Below are 21,703 nucleotides of genomic sequence, written 5' to 3' on the forward strand. Positions count from 1 at the left end.
GTGTAAATAAATGAGCACTACAGAAAAAAGAAAATTAATAAATAGCTTATTTTCATTTTCTTGCAGCGCATTTGTTATAGGCTTTTTCTTTTACTCTTTTGTTAGTTTTGAAAGCTATTACAGATATGAAAATTTAATTAATATTTACAGTATGCTTTTGTTTTTCATAAACATAATTATAGCTTTTTTAACTCTTAAATTTAGTCATATATTATCAGATGAGGAAGTGGATTATTTAGATAATTCTAAAACCATAGGTTTGCAAAATGGAAATATTTTAGGGCTTTTATTTTTAAGTTTTTTCAACATCTTACTTTTCAATCCATTTTTCTCTTTTGTAGAGTTTTTTGATAAAGGTGAAGAAAGCTTGAATCTAGCTTATTTAGCAATGACATGTTCACTTTTTGTTGGTGCAGTTTTATTGTACACATCTCGACAGCAAATCAAATTGTTAAGCGAATAACCAAGCTGTCAACAGCAAAAGGCAGTCTAACCTATAACAGCATTTAAGATTACAAATAACCGTAGTCTTAAGTGCTTTTATTATGTCTGATCAAAATACAAATCTGACAATTGGTCAATTATTCGAATTAAACCAAGGCAAGAACCCAACGCAAATTGCTGATACAGAAGCCCGTGCGCGTAAGGCTGCACGTTCGTTGGGCTTAGACTATAACAAGATAACAGAAACGCCTGAACAGATCGTTTCTGTTGCTGATGAGGTAAACACTCAAAAGCGCGTCAATGAAGTGGTTGCAAGTGACCCTGTATTGGGTAAATATGCACTTAACCCAAATCAAGCCGCTGTTTCACTTGATGACTTTGAAAATCTAAAAGACATAAGCGATAAAGTATCACTATTGGGTTCAAGTTTGAATAAACCGTATGAACCTGTTTCATATCAAGACATACAAAATGTTTTGTCTAAAGGAACATCACCAGAACAAAAAAAGAGACTGAAAGAACTAGGTATTTACGAAGACCCTCAAAAGCAGGTCAAGCCGAATGTAAACCCTAATTTATTGGATACGCTAAGCACATCTTTAGTGCCCCAAACATCTGACCAAGTTTTCAAAGAAAATTACGACCGCATCAAGAAAACAGCAGGCGTAATGTCTGCCGAACGGTTTAAAAAATACTATGAAAACCAAGTCTATTGGATGGAGCACACGGCGACTGCTGAACCTACCAGTCCACAAGAACAAGGCAATCGATATGTAAATGCAGCTATTCGTGCTGTTGCGGCTATTGGTCAGACAGAAGGCGCAGTAATTAGCGCAACAACAGGAAACGATAGCCTTCTTAACTTGGCAACACGAGTAAAAAATAAAGCTGCGCCTTCACAAGAAATGACACAAGCGCTTTACCAAGCACAACTTGCAGCACAGACAAATGATGCAGGTGTGTTGGGTGCGGCACAAGAACTGGTTAGCAATGCTGATGCAGGTGTGTTGGGTGAGTTTTTAATTGAACAAGCACCGCCTGCGTTAGTTGGGTATTATGCAGGCGCGGGGGCAGGCGGTGTTTTAACAAATTCACTTATACGAAATACCGCTAAATATGCCCCTATGGTGATGAACTTAGAAAAAGCGGCTAAGTTAGTACGCGGAGTAACAACCGTAGGTAATGCTGCGCAAGGCGCATTAGGTGCAGGCACGGCGGATGCACTGGTGTCATATGGTCAGAACATGGCAGAAGCCCGTGAGAAGTTTTTAACCCGCCAAGAACAGATTGATTATGCAGCTGCAAAAACATGGGGTTCGGCTAAATATTCAGCATTGGGCGGTGCATTAATGCCCGTAACTTTTGGAGGTCCGTTGCGTACGGTCGGAGGTCAAGCAGTCATTCAGTCCGCTGCGGGCATGTATTCCGTTAAAGGTGCGGCTGATGCTGTTGGTGAAAAAGCCGATCCAGTCGAAACGGCTTTAGAAGGTTTGTTAGAAGTTGCAACAGCTGCGCCTGAAGTAGCAATTACATCTGCGGCCAAAGTTAAAAACCAACGTACAGCACAATTTGCATTAGACCAATTGCGACAAGATCAACAGCAAGATGCTGTTCGTTCAAGTACGTTTGCAGCTGTACTTAACAACCTTATTGATCGCAACAAAGAAAGCAAGACATCTCAACGTGATGACTCTGCAAGCCAAGCATTTATCAAACAGGCAGTTGAAGAACACGGCGCGGTTGAAGAAGTTTATATAGATGGTCAGACCTTCAACCAGTTATTGCGTGACCGTAATATTGAGCCAACCGATTTATTTGAACGAGCACCAAGTCTGCAAGATCAGTTGGGCACAGCGGAAACATTTAATGGCACTGTACAGATACCAGTGAATGAGTTTGTTTCTGCAATGTCGGTTGTTGAGCGTCCAACAGATTTTGTTGAGAACGTTCGTTCAAGCCCGGACATGCCAACTTATCGCGAAGCCCAAGAGAACCTTGCAAAAACAACGGAACAAATGCAGCAAGAAGCCGATACATATATGGCTGAGCAAGCCCGTTTTGAAAGTGCTGAAGATGCAAAAGAGTTGGTTGCAACTGAAGTACAAAACCAATTGGCTAAAGTCGGAACATTTACGGCTAAATACAATCGTGCAGCGGGTGAATTAACTTCGGCTTTCTACTCAACGTTAGGCGATAAACTTGGTATTTCCGCAAAAGAAGCCTTTGACCGTTACCCGATTCGAATTTTTAATGCAGAAGGGGCGTTAGGTAAAAACGGTATTAAGAAAACTGGTTTTATAAAATTAAATGATTTTTTACCTAAGTACGATATTAATAACCCTAAAAGCATGTCAGAGAGATTAACCATTGCTGCAAAAAAAATATTTGATAAAAAATTATATGAAAGCTATGAGTTGAGTTCAGGTGAATTAATCCATTTAGCCAAAACGGATATAGATTCAGATGGTGAGCATGGGTTTCTAGCAATTAATAATTCTGGCGAACTTATTGGCTATCTCTCGTTTCATACTGTCGATGATGGGAACAACGGCAGATTCAATCCAACCATACATGTTGAAGAGGGGTATAGAAGAAAAGGTATTGCTTCAATGCTATACGATGTAGCAGAAGAAAATGGGGGGCTAATACCAGGATTACACGATTCAAGTGGAACATTACGAACAGCTTTAGGCCAGTCTTTTCGTAAAGGGCGCGATGCCAATAAGCAAAAGAAATATCAAAAAATCTTGGAATCCAAGAAATACAATCAGACCAATGGTGGTACACGCGGCTCTATTACTTTCAGCATTGGTCAGGATGGTTCAACAATTGTTCTAAGCAAAAATGCTGACTTCTCTACCTTTGTGCATGAGCTAGGGCATCACTTCTTAGAAATGAATATGCAAATTGCATTAAGTCCTGATGCGCCCGCACAAGTCCGTGAAGATATGGAAACGGTAATGAAGTGGGCTTCACCAGAAACAACTGATCTGGGTGAATGGGATTTTTTCACCGATGCAGAAAAAACAGAAGTACACGAAAAGTTTGCAGAAACTTTTGAACAGTATGTTTTTACGGGTAAAGCACCAAGCGCAGCATTAAAGCAAGTTTTCAACCGATTCAGACAATTCATGATTGCCGTGTACCGGAACATAGAAAAGTTTATGGGCATAAACGACCGTGCAGAATTGAATGCTGATATCACAGGCGTAATGGACCGTATGCTTGCATCATCAAGTGCAATTGCTGAAGCACAAGCCGCATCAAATCTTGAAATGCTAATTCATCAAGATGATGCAATGCGCCTTGGTATTTCGCCAAAAGATTATGACGAAATGCGCCAAGATCATGAAATTGCTACAGAATTATCTATAAATACTTTAGAGCAGAAATCCCTGCGCAATATGATTTGGTACCAAAAGCAGAAGTCTAAGTATCTGAAAACATTGCAAAAAGAAGCTGATAAAAAGCGCGCTGCCGTTCGCGAAGACATGGCAAAAGAAATTGCACAAGAACCTGTATATCAGGCTATGGCATTCCTACGTCAACCGCTTGACCAAGTTGCTAAGCGTGACTCAACCAAGGTTGAGCCTGAACGCGACAATCTATTTGAAGCGATTGCTAAATTCGGCGGGCTTGATGCCAATGAAGTAGAAAGCACATGGGGCATTGATGAAGCTGCCAAAACTAAATCAGGCATTGGCAATAAACCTGTCGTACGTTCTTCAAAATCAAAATTAAAAGGCCTGTCGATTGAATCTATGGCTGAGAAGCTAAGCGAAGAGGGCTATTTAACTTTAGATGAACACGGCAAATTTGATACACGTGAACTTGAAGATAAATTTGCAGACCAGTTACGCGGGATTAACCAATATTCAAATAAAGTTGATCCAGAGTTACTGGACTATGCACAAGACATGGATTTGCTGCAACGCTATGCAGAAGGTCGCACAACTAAAGGCAAGTTATCACTAGATTGGATTGAAGCCAAGTACGGACGAGACAGCGGTATTTACCAAAGCATTTCTAAAGGCGCTTATGGTTTTGCACAGCGCGGTGGAGAAAACCCAGACGTAGTTGCTGAGATGTTCGGATATGAAAGCGGCGATGCATTGATTCGTGACTTGCTTAATTCACCGAGTCCTAAGCAAAAAATTGATGAGCTCACCGATGCGCGTATGGCTGTTCAATATTCTGAATTTTTCGATCAACAAAGCATTATAGAAGCAGTCGAAGCCGCATTACACAATGATGTTCGTGCGCGTATGCTTTCAGCTGAAATGGCTGCACTAAACGGTTTGCTTGGCCGCAAGTCTGCTTTGAATGAAGCAGCAAAGACAGTTGCTCAAGATATTGTTCAACGCCAAAAAATTAAAGATATTCGACCGCATGTACGTGCACAAGATGATGCTCGTTTAGGGCGCATGGCAAATGAAGCATTTAGAAAGGGGGAGACGGTCGAAGCTGCACGCCATAAGCGCAATCAATTGGTTCAGTTCTATGCAACCAAATACAGTTACGATGCAAAAGACCAGATTCAAAAACACCTTGATTTAGTCAAAAAGGTTTTTGGAAATAACGAGAAGTTATCTAAAAACCGTGACTTTGATTTTGTGACCGCTGCCCGCGGCATTTTGGGCAAATATGATCTTGGCCGCGAATCAACAAATTATGAGCATCAACTAGAATTGATTCGTAAATATGACCCGACCACATATGCCGAAATACAGAACATAGGCGCATTGCCTGAAAACCAAAACTATCGCGAATTAACACTTGAACAGTTCAATGCAGTTATGGCCGCAGTCGAAACACTTTGGCATCGATCTAAAGAAAATAAGATTTGGCATACGACCAATGAAGCCTTTGAGCGTGAACAGGTCCGTGAAGAACTAATACAGCAAACAGGTGGTAAGAAAAGTGTTGAAAAGATTCAGCAAACTTTATTGGGTAGAGATAAGACCGCAGAACTTAAAGCTAAGTTCATGGAATTAGGCGCTTCAGCAAAACGTGTCGACCAGGTGGTGACTTGGTTAGACGGCGGCGCAAGTGGCAAATTCCGTACGTATCTAATCAACCCTATGCAAGATGCTTTGGCTAAATATCGTATTGAGAAAGCCAAGATGCTTAAAGATGTGGTCGATATTTTTGAAGGATTTGGCAAACTCGATAATTCAAAAATTGCTGCACCTGAACTTAATAACTTTACTTTCGTGGGCAAGCAATCTTTGCTCCATGCGATTTTGCATACAGGTAACTTAAGCAACAAAGAGCGTCTTGTTTTAGGCTATGGGTGGGGCGCGCGTTTAGAAGATGGTTCGGTTGATTTCAGTGCATGGGATCAATTCTTTAGCCGGATGGTTAAAGAGAGCGTGATTACCAAAAAAGATATGGATAACATCCAAAAGCTCTGGAATCTTTTTGATAAATACAAAGAGCAAGCACAAATCACACATAAAAAAATTAACGGTCGCTATTTTGATGAATTACCACGTACACCTATTAGTACGCCATTTGGTGAGTATGAGGGCGGTTATGTGCCTGCCGCTTATGACCGCATTCGCTCAAATGAGCAAGACCGCATTCAAGATAAAAACTTAGCCGAAAATAACTTAGCTGCATTAGATATCGCCACGACTGGCGCGAACTTTACCAAGTCACGTGCAGATCGATACCACGATCAGCTTGAGCTTGATATGTCTCGGTTACCAAGTCATCTTGATAAAGAATTGCGCTATATCCATCTTGAATTACAGATTCGACAAATCGGGCGTTTATTGTTGAATAAAGATTTTCGAAATGAGATTGAGCGCGTATTGCCATTTGGGGTTAAACAAGTCTTTAACCCATGGTTGAAAGCAATCGCAAATCAGACCGTTGATGAAAGCTCAGGCATTAGTTTGCTAGATAATGTTTTCCGCACACTTCGCCGCAATACGGGTATCGCGATTATGGCAGGGAACTTAAAAAATGCTGTTGAGCAGTTCACAGGCTTTACACAAGTTGCTGTTGCAGTACCGCCGAAACAATTGCTAAAAGCTCAGGCCCATTATTTTGCTTCAGTTGCTACCCGTGAAGACATGGCTAATAACATCATGGAAATGTCTGACTTCATGAAAACCCGTTTCGACCGTGCAGCGGATGAATACCGTTATGCGGTGGATGAGATTGTTTTTCAAAAGGGCGCAATTCAAACAGTGAAAGATTTCACTATGAAGCACGCGTATGTATTGCAAACAACAATACAAAGACCAATGGAAACGATTTCTTGGCAAGCAGCTTTCAATCACTATACAGAACAAGGGATGACACAATACGATGCCGTTCATGCTGCTGATGCGGTTATTCGACAATACATGACAGATATGTCACCAGAAGGTATTTCAAATCTTGAACGTGGTACACCCGCTAAACGAATGTTTTTGATGTTTTACAACTGGTTCAATATGGTTTGGAACACATCAATGTCAGAAGCTAAGTTAGCGTTAGAGGCAAGCAACGGCTCATGGGTGCAAGCATCGCCACGCTTGGCGTATGTGGCGTTAATGATGATCTCTATCCCTTCGATGTTGTCTGAACTGCTCAGCATTATTTTTGCAGGCGGTATAAAGGATGACGATAAAGATGATGAGAAGTGGGACGACCTTTCAGCAAAACTTGCTCTTTCACAAGTTAAAATGCTTGCGGCATTTGTGCCTTATGCTGGTAATGTGGTAAATGCTGCAATTAGCAATACGGACGATACCATTGTGAACGACCGCTACACAGCATCACCAGTATTCAGTATGGGTGAGAGCGGGCTTTCTCTAATTCAACATGCAAGACGTGCTTTGGATGAGGATAAGGAAGTTAATCAAGGTAAAGCTTCAAAAGATTTAATGAATACAGCGACCCTCGTTACGGGCATTCCGTTTGCTGTACTTGGTAAGCCTTCTGGTTATTGGCTTGATGTAGCCCAAGGCAAGAAAGATGCACCAGACAGTATTTACGATGCAACACGCGGTACGATAACAGGGAAACATACACCAGAAAATTAACCTGTTGACAGTGCAGGACTAGTAACCATCTATTTATTAGTTAGCTTACATAAAATTGGCTGTAGAGATTACAGCCTTTTTTATTGGTGCAATTATGACTGTTCAAGTATCGGATCGGTTAAGCCAACTTTATGTTGGTAACGGAGTAAATACGCGTTTTGACTTTATGTTTCGAGCGTATGAGCAAGAAGACGAAACAGGCGTTGGAGTACGGATAAAGGTTGGTAACGAATTTGAGTTTATTGACGAGTCTGAATATACGGTCACAACTAACCCTGACAATATGGGGGGATACGTTACTTTTGTTAACCCGCCTAGCGCTGAAACATTTTTTTATATCGCGGGTAAAACACCCGTAGATCAGCTTCTTGATATTACAAATTACGATAACTTCTATCCAGATGCTTTGGAGAGAGCGTTAGACAAAATCACTGCCATTCTGCAGGAATGGAACCATTTAGTAGATTTCGAAACTAAAGCACGTATTTTAGCTGATATTGCCTATGATGATTTAGCAAAACAGCGTGAAGCAGATTTAAAAGCATATATAGATGGGATAGCAAGTGCGGTTATTGGTAAACCGGTTTTAGGATTACCTTCCGAATTTGTAGTTGATGGGGATGAAACTCAAAAACAGATTAATGACAAATCTGTGCGCATATTTGAGTCTCTGAATGACTTACTTGCCTACACCCCAAGAAAGAATGGTCAGGTTGTATATCTTAAGTCAATCCATTATGGGCTTAATAAAGGTAATGGACTTTTTGAATATAAAGCCGTAAACCAATTAATAAGTGATGGTGGCAACATCTTCAATGGATGGACTAGGCAAGTTCCTCCAAGTTATTTCAATGCTCACAATTTCGGAGCAATTGGCGATGGCTCAGACAATGAATATGACCATGAAGCATTTGTAAAAATTTCTAAAGCAGTAATGGCTTCCGATATTGAGGCAATAAGCATACATATTCCTGATGGTAATTATATTGTAGGTAAACAAAGTTTTGTTGCGGGACAAGGTTTCACATTTGAGCATGTGCTAAGCATTGGATTTTCTCAGATGGTTAATAAAACTATTCTGCTTAAATCAGATGGGGCAAAACTTAAGTTAAGAGATGGACTTTATTTTGGTATTTTCGATAAGAATACGAAAGAGCCTTTTCAAACAACTATGCCATTTTATCCAAGTACATCGTCTTGGGCTAAGGATGGGGCAAAAGTAACAGGAGCGTATACGGGGTATATTGTAAATTTTGAAAATATTAAAAGTTTTGTTTTTTCAGGTAAAATTGATATTGACGGTAATCAGGCAAATCAAGTTATAGGTGGGCAATACGGAGATACAGGTTGGCAATTGATGGCGTACGGCTTTCGTGTTGTAAATATTAAGCAGTTATCTTTAGAAAATATTTATACCCATGATCACTTGCTTGATGGTTTTTATATTGCTGGCTATAACTCATTAACTGAACCAGACAAAGTACTTTCAGATGTGTTTGGCTCAGTTAGAAATGTCGTTTCATATCATAATTCTAGGCAGGCTTGTAGCTTCTGTGGCGGTCAGAATATTTCATTTTATGACTGTTCATTTAGTGACACTGCAACGTCTGATATGAAAGTACGTTCAATGCCGATGTCTGGTTTGGATATTGAAGCAGAAGTATCGCCGATTCGGAATGCTCGTTTTTATAATTTAAAAAGCTTTAATAATGCGGCGACTCAGGTCGTGGCAGATAGTGGTAATACAAAGAATGTTCATTTTTACTCCAGTCGTTTTTTAAGCCCAGCAGGTGGTGTAACGGCATGGGTACGTAAGCCGCAATTCAAATTCTTTAACTGCTATTTTAATGGTTACATGGAGGGGCAGTACGGAACTAATATTGAAGAAGATAGAACATTGTATCAGGGATGTACATTCACAGATGACCCAAGCGAAAATGCGAATGTTGAGGCAACAACATATTTAATTAATGCATCTGGAGCTAATCCAAAATTTGATGACTGTAAATTCAACATTTATAACTCAGGGTGGCTTTATGATTACGGATATTCAGGATCCATAGATCGATTCACAGTTAAGAATAGTGAATTCAATATTTATACTGATTCTGCTACAGCTGCTATGAATGGTATCTATGAAAATGTTGTTATTAACGATTTAAGGGCAGATCCTACAAGAACGATTTATCCAACATTGGACGGTGGTAGATACAACAATGTTGTTGTTAAATCTCCGACCGGGGTAAGTGGAATAGTGCTTTATGGCTCCACAAGCTTGGCTAACAATCGAAATGCTGTCTCTACACGAAGTAGTAATCCCTATGATGTACTTGAAATTACACCTTTTGAACTCAAAGGGTTTCACGTGGCAGGTAATCAGGGAGTCTCAAGTTTAGTTAAAATTGGCTATTCACCATTTCTTAATCTCATGAATATCCAATATAACATCGGTGACATTATTCATTGCACAATGCCGAGTTCTGGTATTGATAAGTGGATTTGCGTAACTGGTGGACTGGGTACTGCTTCAGTCTGGAAAAAAGTACCCCTAACGCTTCAAGCTTTATAGTTTAAAAAGGCCCCGACTATTCGGGGCTTTTTACTGTCAACAGATTTCGATACTTATAAAACGCCAATACCTAAAATAATGAAAACATTAGCTTGGTACCAAAAATGAATGATCCATTAACTATTAAATCTTTACCGTGGGTAATTAAAATCTGGGCGGCAGTAATGGGCGGCATTTTTGCTCTCATGCTTAGCGGGGATATTGATACTGAAGGAAAAATTAAAATCAATTTAAGTGTAATTCTTAAATTATCAATCAGCATCACAATTAGCTTATACGGCGGTTCTGCTTTTATTGAATACCAAGATTTGGGGAGTCTTCACCCGATGACCCACGGTTTCATCATGTTGATTTTTGCAGTTTTCGGAATGCTTTTAATTGGTATCTGGTACCAAGCAATTAGGTTGTGGAAGGGCAAAACAATCAGTGAGTTAATCACTGAAGTTAAAGAATCTTTCAAAGCACTGTTCAAATAGGAGAAAACCCCATGTCAGTAGATAATTATATTGATGAGCTAATCAAACGCGAAGGCGGTTATGTAAATAATCCTAATGACCGTGGTGGTGCAACTAATTATGGAATCACTGAAGCAGTTGCACGTGTAAACGGTTGGAAAGGTCCAATGCGTGATTTGCCATTAGATTTGGCAAAGCAAATTTATAAGCAACAATATTGGATTAATCCTCGTTTTGACCAAGTAAATGGTCTATCGCCATTAATCGCTGAAGAGCTTTTAGATACTGGTGTGAACTGTGGTGTTGCATTTGCAAAGCCTTTATTACAACGGGCTTTGAATCTATTGAATAACCAAGGTAAAGGCGGTTGGCCTGATCTAGCCGTCGATGGTATTTATGGTTCAGCTACATTAGGAGCGTTAAAAATCTTCCTTGCTAAGCGTGGTAAAGACGGCGAGAAAGTGATGCTTAAAGTTCTGAACATTATGCAAGGGCAACGCTATATAGAAATTTGCGAACGCAATCCCACGCAAGAGCAATTCTTTTATGGTTGGATTAACAACCGGATCGCATAAAGTGATTTTTTGTAAGAGAACCAAGCTAGCAACTTTTATCACTATATTGTGCATTCTGTTTTCAGGATGCACAGCGCATTCAATCAATAACAATATTCAAGTATCATTATGCGTAAAGGCAATTTGAGTTTTTAAAATGGCGCAAGTAATGATTATGGTTGTGGAGGCAGGCAAGGCGGAGCACACATGCAACTTGCTTGCTGACATAAATAAAAACGGGGAAGTAACCAAGCTCTATGATTATAACGGCAATGAATTAAAAATTAACTTTTTGCAAAACCAAGTCTATTACAACAAAACTTGGTGGCAATTTACCAAGAAACAAGATACTTAAAATAAAGCCCCTAAATAGGGGCTTCTTATTATGCGGCGTTTAGCATTTTGGCTATTTCTGATGCGGTCGGATTGTAATAGGTATTAACTAATACACTAATAGTTTTGTGCCCTGTAATTTTAGCAAGAATCTCAACAGGCAAACGATAGTCATGAACAAAGCGTGTGATTGCTTCGTGTCTTGAATCGTGAAAAGTAATAACCCCATCTAACCCAACGCGGCGCAAATTGCGCTGCCAAATAAGTCTAAATGCGTTTGATGTTAAAGGGACCATACGACTATCGTTTGGATCGTCTGGCAACCAAGAAAGCATTTCTTTTGCTTTAGCTGTTAGGGGTACGTCACGAGATGAGCCGTTCTTGGTGTCTAATAGTCGGATAAAGTCAGTAAAGATTAGTGACTTTTGTACACTTAGAATTTCGCCTTTACGCATTGCTGTTTCAAGGGCGAACAGAAAAGACCACGCGACACGGTGTCTCGGCTGTGTGGGTGTTTTACCCCATTCATAATCCAAGCCTTTAATTACTTTATTAATATGGTCATCACTAATACGTTGGTGTCTTGGCGGCGGTGCTGAAGGTTTTGTAATTTCTTTGAATGGATTTTCTTTAGTTAAAAATAATTCTTTTCGCGCAAAGTCAAAAACTGAACTGTACATCGCCATTTCTCTAATGACAGTTGCGCCCTTAACCTGTTTCAATCTTTTATCACGCCATTGTTTAACTAGAGCAGGGGTTAAATTGTGTATAGACTCATCTGCTAGTTCGCCCCAATTTTTCTTTAAACATTTGAGCATTTGTACAATTAAACGGACGCTTTTCATTTTGCGACCTTCATCCTGATAATACTTATCAAAAAGGGCTTGAAAAGAAATATGGATTTTTTCAGGTTCTGAGGTTGGCTGTTCAGATTGTAATTCTAATAGTTTGGTTGCTGCCCACTGTTCGCATTCGCTAGCAGTGTCACGAGTGGCAGCGTAGCGCTTGCCCTTAAAACGAACTTCAATACGCCAAGCGTTGCCGCGACGAGTCGGTTTCTGCATTTTTAACACTCCAAATTTCATGGTGGCGCACTGCCGTCAAAAATTGAAGATGTACAAATGACACCCACTTTTTTGGCGGCGGCACGGAAATATAAAGCGTTTTTTAATGTGAAATATGACTATTTTGAATAGTCATAGCTGACCTATCGACAATAAAAAACAAGCCGAAAAGTTACTGGAACCTTTCAGCTTATTGATTTTTAACAACAAATTTTGGAGCGGGAAACGAGACTCGAACTCGCGACCCCAACCTTGGCAAGGTTATGCTCTACCAACTGAGCTATTCCCGCAATGTGAGCACATTATAGAGTGTTTCATTAAAGTGTCAACACTCTTGTGATCTAATTGAACGTTTAATCAGCACGGCGCCAAACTGTACCTTGACGGGTGTCTTCGAGAACTACACCTTGCTCAAGTAAAGACTGACGAATAGCATCTGCCTTCGCAAAGTCTTTAGCTTTTTTAGCATCAACACGTTGTTGAATGAAATCTTCAATTTCAGCATCAGACAAAGCAAGTGCTTCTTGTCCAATATCTGATTTTAAGAAATCATCTACATTGTGTTGTACCAAACCTAAAATGTTGGTGAGGTGACGTAATGTCGAATAAAGCACAGCCGCTTGGTCAGCTTGCTCTTCTTTTACAGCACGGTTTAACTCTTTGTTGAGTTCAAACAATACAGCCATTGCTTCAGCCGTATTGAAATCATCACACATTCCATTGTTAAAACGTTCAATAAAGCTTTGATCAAGCGTTTCAGTTGTCGCTTGACCATATACTTGTTGATAAGCTTTAAATGAATGATAGAAGCGAGTTAAAGAAGTTTTTGCTTCTTTGAGTGCCACATCAGAGAAGTTCACAGGGCTACGATAGTGTGAAGACACAATAAAGTAGCGGATCACTTCAGGGTGGAACTTCTCCATCACGTCACGAATCGTAAAGAAGTTGCCTAAAGACTTAGACATCTTTTCGCCATCAACGTTAATAAAGCCAACATGCATCCAGTAATTCACATACTGCTCACCAGTTGAGGCTTCACTTTGCGCAATTTCATTTTCATGGTGTGGGAACATTAAATCTGAACCACCACCATGAATGTCAAAATGGTTGCCTAGGCAGCAAGTCGACATTGCAGAACATTCAATGTGCCAACCCGGACGGCCATTACCCCAAGGGGACGCCCAAGACGGTTCATTTTCTTTGGCATGTTTCCAAAGCACAAAGTCAAAAGGATGTTTCTTTTCAACTTCTACATCAACACGCTCACTCGCGCCAGCTTGCATGTCATCAAGCTTACGGCCAGAGAGGCGACCATATTTTTCAAATTTGGTGACTTCAAAATAAACATCGCCGTTTGAAGCAGGGTAAGCAGCGCCTTTATTGACCAGATTTCCAATCATGTTTTGCATCTGGTCGATATATTCAGTCGCTTTCGGTGCTTCATCTGGTGCTAAACAGCCTAAGTTCGCTGCATCTTCATTCATAGCGTCGATGAAACGAGTGGTGAGCTGTTGAATCGTTTCACCATTTTCATTCGCACGTTTGATGATTTTGTCGTCAATGTCGGTAATGTTGCGAATGTAGCGAACTTTCCAGCCTTGACTACGCAAAAAACGGATAATGTAGTCAAATGCAACCATAACTCGAGCATGCCCGATATGACAGTAGTCGTAAACGGTCATACCGCAGACGTACATATCGATGTGACCTTCTTTGCGAGGTACAAATTCAACTTTTTTTCGTTGCTCAGAGTTATATAAAACAAACGGTTGCATAAGGGTTTTCAAACACTCAACAAAAATAGTGTTACATCATAACTGATGCATCATTTTTAACAAAGTTTTATGCATGAATTTTATAAGCTTGTGAAATCTTATACATTTAAAAACGTGTAACTGATTGAGTTATGCTAGAATGCCCCCAAATCTTTTGATTAAAATCACCGATCTCAATTGAGAGATCAGATCAATTATTTTGAGTCAAACTCGTATGCCTAATCCTACAGATTTCCAAAGCAGTGCATTAGCTACATTGCGTATTGAGCAACAAGCCATAGATGTATTAGCAACACAAATTGATGACCGTTTTAACCGTGCTTGCGAAGTACTGTTGCAGTGTAAAGGTCGTGTTGTGATTACTGGTATGGGTAAATCTGGGCATATTGGTCGAAAAATGGCGGCAACATTTGCCTCTACAGGTACGCCGTCTTTCTTTATGCATCCTGGTGAAGCGGGCCATGGCGATTTAGGTATGCTGGTTCGCGGTGATGTACTTATTGCAATTTCCAACTCAGGAAAAAGCGATGAAATCATGATGCTTATGCCGCTTATTAAACATCTCGGCGTACCGATGATTACGATTAGTCGTGATGATAAAGGTCCAATGCCGCAAAATGCTGATATCGCTTTAACGTTAGGTGAGTCCGATGAAGCTTGCCCTTTAGGCTTAGCTCCTACTTCAAGTACGACAGCGACTTTGGTTTTAGGCGATGCTTTAGCGGTTGCTTTGCTTGAAGCACGCGGTTTTACTGCTGATGATTTTGCACGTTCGCATCCTGCAGGGGCATTAGGTAAGCGTTTACTTTTACATGTAAAACATTTAATGCATACAGGTGACGAGTTACCAAAAGTTTCACCTGAGACTCCAATGAATCAAGTGCTTTACGAGATTTCAAATAAGCGTTTAGGTTTAACGACAATTGTTGATGAACAAGACCACTTGCTTGGTATTTTTACAGATGGAGACTTACGTCGTCTCATCGATAAACAGCAAGGGTTTGATGTGAATTTACCTGTGTCTGAGGTCATGACCAAAAAACCGTCAACTATTTCTCAAGAAGCACGTGCTGTAGAAGCGTTACAACAACTTAACCAGAAAAAAATCAGTCAGTTTGTAGTGGTCGACGACCAAAATAAAGTGATTGGTGTAATTAGTATGCATGATCTTATTCAGGCAGGGGTGAATTAATCCATGGCATCGTATGCATTGTTAGAACAAGCACGTCATTTGCAGGCATTGGTTCTGGATGTTGATGGTATTTTGAGTGATGGCTTTGTGACGTTAACCAACACGGGCGATGAAATTAAATCATTCGATATCCGTGATGGTTTGGGCATGAAACTTGCGCAACAAGCGGGTATGAAAGTCATCATTATTACTGGTCGAAAAAGTAATATTGTTGATAAACGCATGTCTGATTTGGGGGTAGACCTCGTTTTTCAGGGTCGTGAAGACAAAGGCTCAGCACTTCGTGAAGCATGTGCACAGTTTAATATTTTGCCTTCAGATTGCTTATATATGGGCGATGATTGGCCAGATCTTTCAGCATTTGCGATTGCAGGAATGAGTGTTACCGTTCCAAACGGACATGAAGAAGTGCGCCGCCGTGCGCACTTAGTGACCCAAGCAATGGGTGGTCGTGGAGCTGTTCGTGAAGTCTGTGATATGTTGCTGATCGCAAAAGGCATTTACCAAGAACTTCTTGAAAAATATCTTGCAGTACCGCATTAATAACAAGATTACTTAAAAAGGTAGGCTATTCCTGCTCATGGATACCAGAGTTTTATATATTGTTGCTGTAGTAGTTGCTGCTGTGAGTGGTGGTTATTACTACTATAGTGGCAAGGCAAAAAAACTGGACATTGGTTCGGCGAAGAATATGACGTATTCGGCGCAGGGCGTCCATTTGACTCAAACTGATGACAAAGGCAATTTGTATATTCGTGCTGAAGTTCGTCAGCTTGAGCAGGATATGCAACAAAAAACGTCAAAGTTGGATCAGCTTAACGCCTCTATGTATAAATTAGGTAAAGTTGATGCAACATTCTTTGCTAAACAAGCTTATGGATATGATGATAATCAAAAGGTTGTGTTATCGGGCGATGTGGTCGCAACCAAGATTGCACCTCAAGGAACTATTGAGTTCCAAACCGATGAACTAACAGGTTATCCAAAAACCAGAGACATTGAAACAAACCATCAAGTGGTTGTTCAGTCTCCACAAGGCGAGTTTGTGAGTAAAGGATTAAAAGGCAATTTGAATAACGGTCAGTACGAATTTTTTAATATTCGAGGAAAGTATGCACCAAAGTCTTAATTTAAAACGTTCTTCAGCTTTCCTAAAACAAGCTGCGGTAATTACATTCGTTGCTTTATCATCTGCTTCGACTTTTGCTTTGCCGTCTGACCGTAATCAACAAATTTCATTGGTCGCAGACCGTGCAACTTATAATGACAAAACTGGTTTGACCACTTACACGGGTAATGTTGTGATTGAGCAAGGTACGATGAAGCTTCAAGCTGACTCAATTGTTGCCAATCTAAACTCGAAACGTGAAATTCAAGTGATTACTGCCAAAGGCCGACCAGCTAAGTTCCAACAGCAAATCAATGCCAATAAAGGTGTTGCACGTGGTGAAGGGCAAACGATTGTCTATAATGCAGATACAGGCATTATTACTCTGTCTGGCGGCGCATACTTATACCAAGATGGTTCAAGTATTCGTGGTAACTCTCTGAAATATAGTATGAATAAAGGTGATGTTGAAGCTCAAGGTTCTTCTTCAAACCGTGTACAAATTATTATTCCACCTTCAAGTTCTAAAAGTTTCCCAGGAGCGCGTGACTAATGCAGCAAGCTCTTCAACAACCGCAAACTTTGTGTATTAAGCACTTAGCCAAAAACTATAGTAAGCGTTGGGTTGTCAAAGACGTCTCTTTTAGTATGCAAAGTGGACAGATTGTTGGTTTGCTTGGTCCTAACGGTGCCGGAAAAACGACCAGTTTCTATATGGTCGTTGGGCTTGTGCGTATGGATAAGGGCGAGATTCATCTTGATGACCTCGATATGTCAGACTTAGCGATGCATGAGCGTGCGCGTAAAGGTATTGGTTATTTACCTCAAGAAGCTTCTATCTTTAGAAAGTTGACGATTGCTGAAAATATTATGTCGATCTTAGAGACGCGTAAAGATTTGAATAAGCAACAACGCCAACAACGTCTTCATGAGTTGTTAAACGACTTTAAAATTAGTCATATTAAAGATTCATTAGGAATGAGTGTATCGGGTGGTGAACGCCGCCGTGCGGAAATTGCGCGTGCTTTGGCAGCAGACCCTAAATTTATGCTATTGGATGAGCCATTTGCGGGTGTCGATCCAATTTCAGTGGGCGATATTAAAGATATTATCCAAACATTAAAAGATCGTGGTATTGGTGTACTCATTACCGATCACAACGTTCGTGAAACTTTGGCAATCTGTGAACGTGCTTATATTGTAAGTGAAGGCTCGGTAATTGCTGAAGGCACACCGCAAGAAATTTTAGACAATGAACAGGTACGTAAAGTCTATTTGGGTGATGATTTTACAGTTTAATTAAAGTCATTAATCTAATTGGTTAAAAAGAGGTCAAGGCCTCTTTTTTGTTTTTTGATGTTTTATAAATAAAAACAATTACATATACCACTCATTTAATAAAAAAATAATGTGTGATTTATTCGACCAATTATGCTGTTTTCGTTGAAAAACTATGTAGAATGGAGATGCTTTTAAACGATAACAAACAAGATCAACAAGATAAGCATGATTGGATATAACCAGAAAAGAGTGAAAGGGAAATGTAGAAAGCAGGCTTTCCTGAAAGGGCTGATGCTTTTAAGTACACTACATGTTCCTGTTGTGATATACGCTGCTAAACCAAGTGAGCAATACCACACCCTGAAAGAAAACTTGTCACAACTTTTTGTCCCTAAAAGTAGTAATGATTTTAAAGTTGCCAAGATGCACGAGCTTAGTAATTTCAAGCTAGATCGTTCTATTGTGCAGGAATTTCCAACTGTTCAACTTAATGATAAGTCGGCTTCATCTTTTTCCAACTTGCCATCTCGAACGATGACATTGCAAGATGCGGTAAAAATTGCCATTCAGCGTAGTCCAGATATTTCACAATCTATTGCAACTTTAGCAGGTCAAAATTCAGGAGTTGACGTTGCTAAAGCCGGTTACTATCCCCAGCTGGCTGGAGGAATTTCAACTGGTGATTTAAGCACTGGCGAGCGTGGTAGGCAGCTACTCACTTTAAGTGCTACTCAAATGCTCTATGACTTTGGTAAGGTCAAATCAGGTGTGAATGTTGAACAGGCTAAAGTTCAGGTTGAACAAGCGAATGTTTTAGTCAGTGTTGATACTCTAGCTTTGGATGTTGCGCAAACTATTGTGAATATTCAGCGTTATCTTCAACTTAATAAAATTGCTGAGCAGCAAATTGCCGGTATTCAACGCATTCAAGACATTGCTAATCTACGAGCAAACGCTGGTGTCGCGAGTCAGGCAGATCCAATTCAGGCGCAATCATACTTACAAGCAGCGCAGTCGACCTTAATTGCGCAGCAATCATTGTTACGTCAATATCAACAGCATTTAAGAACGTTATCGGTGCAGATGTTACTCGCACTGGTTGGATTATTTCCGAAGACCTCGTGAAGCAATCTGACCTTTATGGTGAACCTGAGTTTAATACTATTCCTAAAATGATTGCCGCACAGGCAAGTGTAGAGGTTGCTAAAGCACAAAAAGAACAAACCCGTTTAACACGTTATCCGACCTTAGCTGTTAAAGGCTCGGTCAGTCAGGCGATTAATGGTAAAAATCCAAATAATGATAAGGATGATGGCTTATATAGTTCAGTCATGTTGGAAGCAACAAGTCAGTTTTATCAAGGTGGTGCAACCGCTTCACAAGTAAAAATGGCAAGTTATGCTGAAGAAGCGGCTAAATCTAAAGTCAATTCCGTTTATCTGGATGTGCTGGATCAAATTAGAACAAGTCGTGAACAAATTGAAAATAAACAACGTCAAATGCAGGTTTTGGCAAGTCGCCAAGCAACGACGGTTCGTACACGTGAACTCTACCAAGAGCAATATAAGCTCGGTCCCCGTTCACTGGTCGATTTATTAAATGCTGAACAAGCCATTCATAGTGCCAACTCAGAACTCGAATCAGCACGTTATGACATTTATAACAGCATTGTTCAATACATTGCAGCAACAGGACGTTCCCGCCAAGCCTATGGCTTAAATAATATTTCAATTCAGGGGTTCGAAGTACAACCATGATGACAAAAATAAATTACCAGCCTTGGTTACAGGCGGTCTTAACTATTGCCAAACACTACCGAATCGAACCGTCAGAAGAAAGAATTCGTTTACAACTCGACTGGAACCAAAACCAGAATCTAGATGATGTCTTGCAATTAATGACGCGTCAGGTCGGTCTTAATCTTCGTAAAGCACCATTTTCTTTAGACTTATTAAACCCATGGCGTTTACCCGTTATGGTGGAGTTTAATGATGGACAAGTCGGTGTAATCGATAAAGCAGATACACAAGGTAATGTGAGTATTCAGTTCAGTGGAGATCAAGGTCTTTCACAAAACTTATCTTTAGACGTTCTAAAAACGACACTCAAAAATGTCTATATTTTACGCCCTGAAACGTCTATTCCAGATGCCCGTATTGATGAATATATCAAGCCATACGAAGCCAACTGGTTCTGGTCCATCGTTTTAAGAGACTGGAAACGTTATATCGATATTATGTTTGCCTCTTTAATTGCCAATATTTTGGCATTGGCAACCATTATTTTCTCGATGCAAGTCTATGACCGTGTTGTGCCATCTCAGTCAATCCCGACCTTATGGGTGCTGGCAGGTGGGGTACTCATTGCGGCTCTTTTCGAGTTTACCTTACGCGTTTCGAGAGTGTATTTATCCGATATTATTGGTAAGCGTGCCGATTTGCGTGTCTCAGACCGTGTATTTGGCCATGCTTTACGTATCAAAAATAAAGACCGCTCTAAATCTACCGGTAGTTTTATTTCCCAGATTCGTGAACTCGAAGGTGTTCGTGAGTTAGTAACCTCAACTACTATTAGTGCAATTGCCGATTTCCCATTCTTTTTCTTGTTCCTGATTATCTTTGCGATTATTGGAGGAAAATTATTCTGGGTTATGTTGCTTGTTGTGCCGCTTATGATTTTGCCAGGTGTTCTAGTACAAAAGAAATTGGCTCAACTTGCACAAGAAGGTATGAGAGAGTCTTCAATTCGTAACGCAATACTTGTAGAAGCAGTACAGGGTATTGAAGACATCAAGCTATTACGTGCTGAATCACGTTTCCAAAACCAATGGAACCACATGAATGAAGTTTCAGCCGACATTGGTATGAGACAGCGTAAAATTGTGGGTACTTTAATGGCTTGGACCCAAATGGTTCAGGGTTTAACTTACGCTATTGTGGTGTTAGTTGGCTGTTTTGCGGTAATGGATGGGGAAATGACCACGGGTGCGCTCGTTGCGTGTTCAATTCTTTCTTCACGTATGTTGGCACCGATTGCCCAAATTACAGGGGTATTAGGTCGTTTACAGCAAGCAAAAGTTGCTAAACAAAGTCTTGATGAACTCATGCAACGCCCAATTGATCAGGCTGATCGTGCACATTTGGTTCATAAAGCTGTTTTAAACGGTAATTACGAATTAAAAAATGTCATGTTCCAATACGGGGATGATGACCCAAAACCAAGTCTGGCAATTCGCCATTTGCAAATTCGTGCGGGTGAAAAGATTGCAATTTTAGGTCGTAATGGAGCAGGTAAATCGACATTACTTCAACTCTTGTCTGGCATGCAATCTCCGACTCAAGGTGCTGTGCATCTGGACGGTTTAGATCTGTCTTTAATTGACCCATCCGACGTACGTCGTGATATGGGATTACTCAACCAGAATGCTCATTTATTTTACGGAACAATCCGTGAAAACCTGACCTTAGGTGCGCCACTTGCGACCGATGAAGATATTCTTCGTGCTTTGGTCGTGACAGGTGCATTACCTTTCATTCAAGAGAAAAAAGAAGGGCTGGATCACCTCATTTTAGAAGGTGGTGTCGGTTTCTCTGGTGGTCAAAAACAAGCTTTATTACTTGCACGTTTATTAATACGTCAACCGAATATTCTATTACTCGATGAACCAACAGCAGCCATTGATGATGTTGCCGAGAAGCAACTCATTGATCACCTTAAAGGATGGTTGGCGCATCGTACATTGATTGTGGCAACACACCGCCGCGCTGTTTTAGAACTGGTCGATCGTATTATTGTCGTGAATGAGGGCAAGATCGTGATGGATGGACCAAGAGATCAAGTACTTAATCAATCAACAGCCCAACAAAAACAAGTAAGCCAAGGGGGATAATT

Annotated in this window: 14 protein-coding genes, 1 tRNA gene and 1 pseudogene; 13 read left to right on the forward strand and 3 right to left on the reverse strand. The window is 40.4% G+C overall.

Features of this window, described 5'->3' with window-relative positions; translation table 11 throughout:
• The first annotated feature begins 10 nt into the window (after window positions 1–10).
• The 6 genes from J678_RS0104290 (at window position 11) to J678_RS16605 (ending at window position 11,414) form a co-directional block, all read left to right on the forward strand.
• Window positions 11–463 carry a hypothetical protein gene (locus J678_RS0104290; RefSeq protein WP_000108139.1) on the forward strand — a complete coding sequence of 151 codons (453 nt, stop codon included), beginning with the start codon at window positions 11–13 and terminating at the stop codon, window positions 461–463.
• Window positions 464–545: 82 nt separating this feature from the next.
• Window positions 546–7,481, forward strand: a complete 6,936-nt coding sequence (locus tag J678_RS16585) for a GNAT family N-acetyltransferase (protein ID WP_017393710.1) — start codon at window positions 546–548, stop codon at window positions 7,479–7,481.
• 94 nt (window positions 7,482–7,575) lie between these two features.
• On the forward strand, window positions 7,576–10,050 hold the full coding sequence (locus J678_RS23890) for a hypothetical protein (protein ID WP_017393711.1): 2,475 nt from the start codon (window positions 7,576–7,578) through the stop codon (window positions 10,048–10,050).
• Between the two features lie 104 nt (window positions 10,051–10,154).
• Window positions 10,155–10,526, forward strand: a complete 372-nt coding sequence (locus J678_RS16595; RefSeq protein ID WP_017393712.1) for a hypothetical protein — start codon at window positions 10,155–10,157, stop codon at window positions 10,524–10,526.
• A gap of 11 nt (window positions 10,527–10,537) precedes the next feature.
• Complete coding sequence (locus J678_RS16600) at window positions 10,538–11,080, forward strand: glycoside hydrolase family 108 protein (RefSeq protein ID WP_017393713.1); 543 nt, start codon at window positions 10,538–10,540, stop codon at window positions 11,078–11,080.
• A 136-nt stretch (window positions 11,081–11,216) separates the two neighbouring features.
• Window positions 11,217–11,414: a hypothetical protein gene (locus J678_RS16605; RefSeq protein ID WP_017393714.1), complete on the forward strand. Its 198-nt coding sequence runs from the start codon at window positions 11,217–11,219 to the stop codon at window positions 11,412–11,414.
• Between the two features lie 28 nt (window positions 11,415–11,442).
• Here J678_RS16605 and J678_RS16610 read toward each other — a convergent pair whose 3' ends face one another.
• The 3 genes from J678_RS16610 to cysS all read right to left on the reverse strand — a co-directional run bounded on the left by J678_RS16610 (window position 11,443) and on the right by cysS (window position 14,231).
• Entirely contained in the window at window positions 11,443–12,456 is a 1,014-nt protein-coding gene (locus tag J678_RS16610; protein ID WP_017393715.1) for a tyrosine-type recombinase/integrase, read from the reverse strand.
• A 214-nt stretch (window positions 12,457–12,670) separates the two neighbouring features.
• Window positions 12,671–12,746 (reverse strand) — tRNA-Gly (locus tag J678_RS16615).
• 63 nt (window positions 12,747–12,809) lie between these two features.
• Entirely contained in the window at window positions 12,810–14,231 is a 1,422-nt protein-coding gene (gene cysS / locus J678_RS16620) for a cysteine--tRNA ligase (RefSeq protein ID WP_017393716.1), read from the reverse strand.
• A 214-nt stretch (window positions 14,232–14,445) separates the two neighbouring features.
• Here cysS and J678_RS16625 point away from each other — a divergent pair, with 214 nt between their 5' ends.
• From J678_RS16625 to J678_RS16650, 7 genes and pseudogenes are all read left to right on the forward strand, one after another.
• On the forward strand, window positions 14,446–15,423 hold the full coding sequence (locus tag J678_RS16625; protein WP_002051059.1) for a KpsF/GutQ family sugar-phosphate isomerase: 978 nt from the start codon (window positions 14,446–14,448) through the stop codon (window positions 15,421–15,423).
• Between the two features lie 3 nt (window positions 15,424–15,426).
• On the forward strand, window positions 15,427–15,966 hold the full coding sequence (locus J678_RS16630; RefSeq protein ID WP_004709751.1) for a KdsC family phosphatase: 540 nt from the start codon (window positions 15,427–15,429) through the stop codon (window positions 15,964–15,966).
• Window positions 15,967–16,003: 37 nt separating this feature from the next.
• Window positions 16,004–16,552, forward strand: coding sequence for an LPS export ABC transporter periplasmic protein LptC (gene lptC, locus J678_RS16635; protein ID WP_002051045.1), 549 nt, complete (start codon window positions 16,004–16,006; stop codon window positions 16,550–16,552).
• The gene (lptA, locus tag J678_RS16640) at window positions 16,536–17,084 is read left to right on the forward strand and encodes a lipopolysaccharide transport periplasmic protein LptA (protein ID WP_002051027.1); all 549 of its coding nucleotides are present in this window, start codon (window positions 16,536–16,538) and stop codon (window positions 17,082–17,084) included. The genes lptC and lptA overlap by 17 nt, the downstream gene beginning before the upstream one ends.
• Window positions 17,084–17,830: an LPS export ABC transporter ATP-binding protein gene (gene lptB / locus J678_RS16645; protein ID WP_002051056.1), complete on the forward strand. Its 747-nt coding sequence runs from the start codon at window positions 17,084–17,086 to the stop codon at window positions 17,828–17,830. The genes lptA and lptB overlap by 1 nt, the downstream gene beginning before the upstream one ends.
• A 273-nt stretch (window positions 17,831–18,103) precedes the next feature.
• A pseudogene (locus J678_RS24030) lies at window positions 18,104–19,569 on the forward strand (TolC family protein).
• Window positions 19,566–21,701 carry a type I secretion system permease/ATPase gene (locus J678_RS16650; RefSeq protein WP_002051058.1) on the forward strand — a complete coding sequence of 712 codons (2,136 nt, stop codon included), beginning with the start codon at window positions 19,566–19,568 and terminating at the stop codon, window positions 21,699–21,701. The pseudogene J678_RS24030 and the gene J678_RS16650 overlap by 4 nt, the downstream one beginning before the upstream one ends.
• Window positions 21,702–21,703 lie beyond the last annotated feature (2 nt).

Origin of the sequence: Acinetobacter sp. 1424608 (assembly GCF_000588255.1) — a bacterium.
In the GTDB taxonomy this organism is placed as follows: domain Bacteria; phylum Pseudomonadota; class Gammaproteobacteria; order Pseudomonadales; family Moraxellaceae; genus Acinetobacter; species Acinetobacter nosocomialis.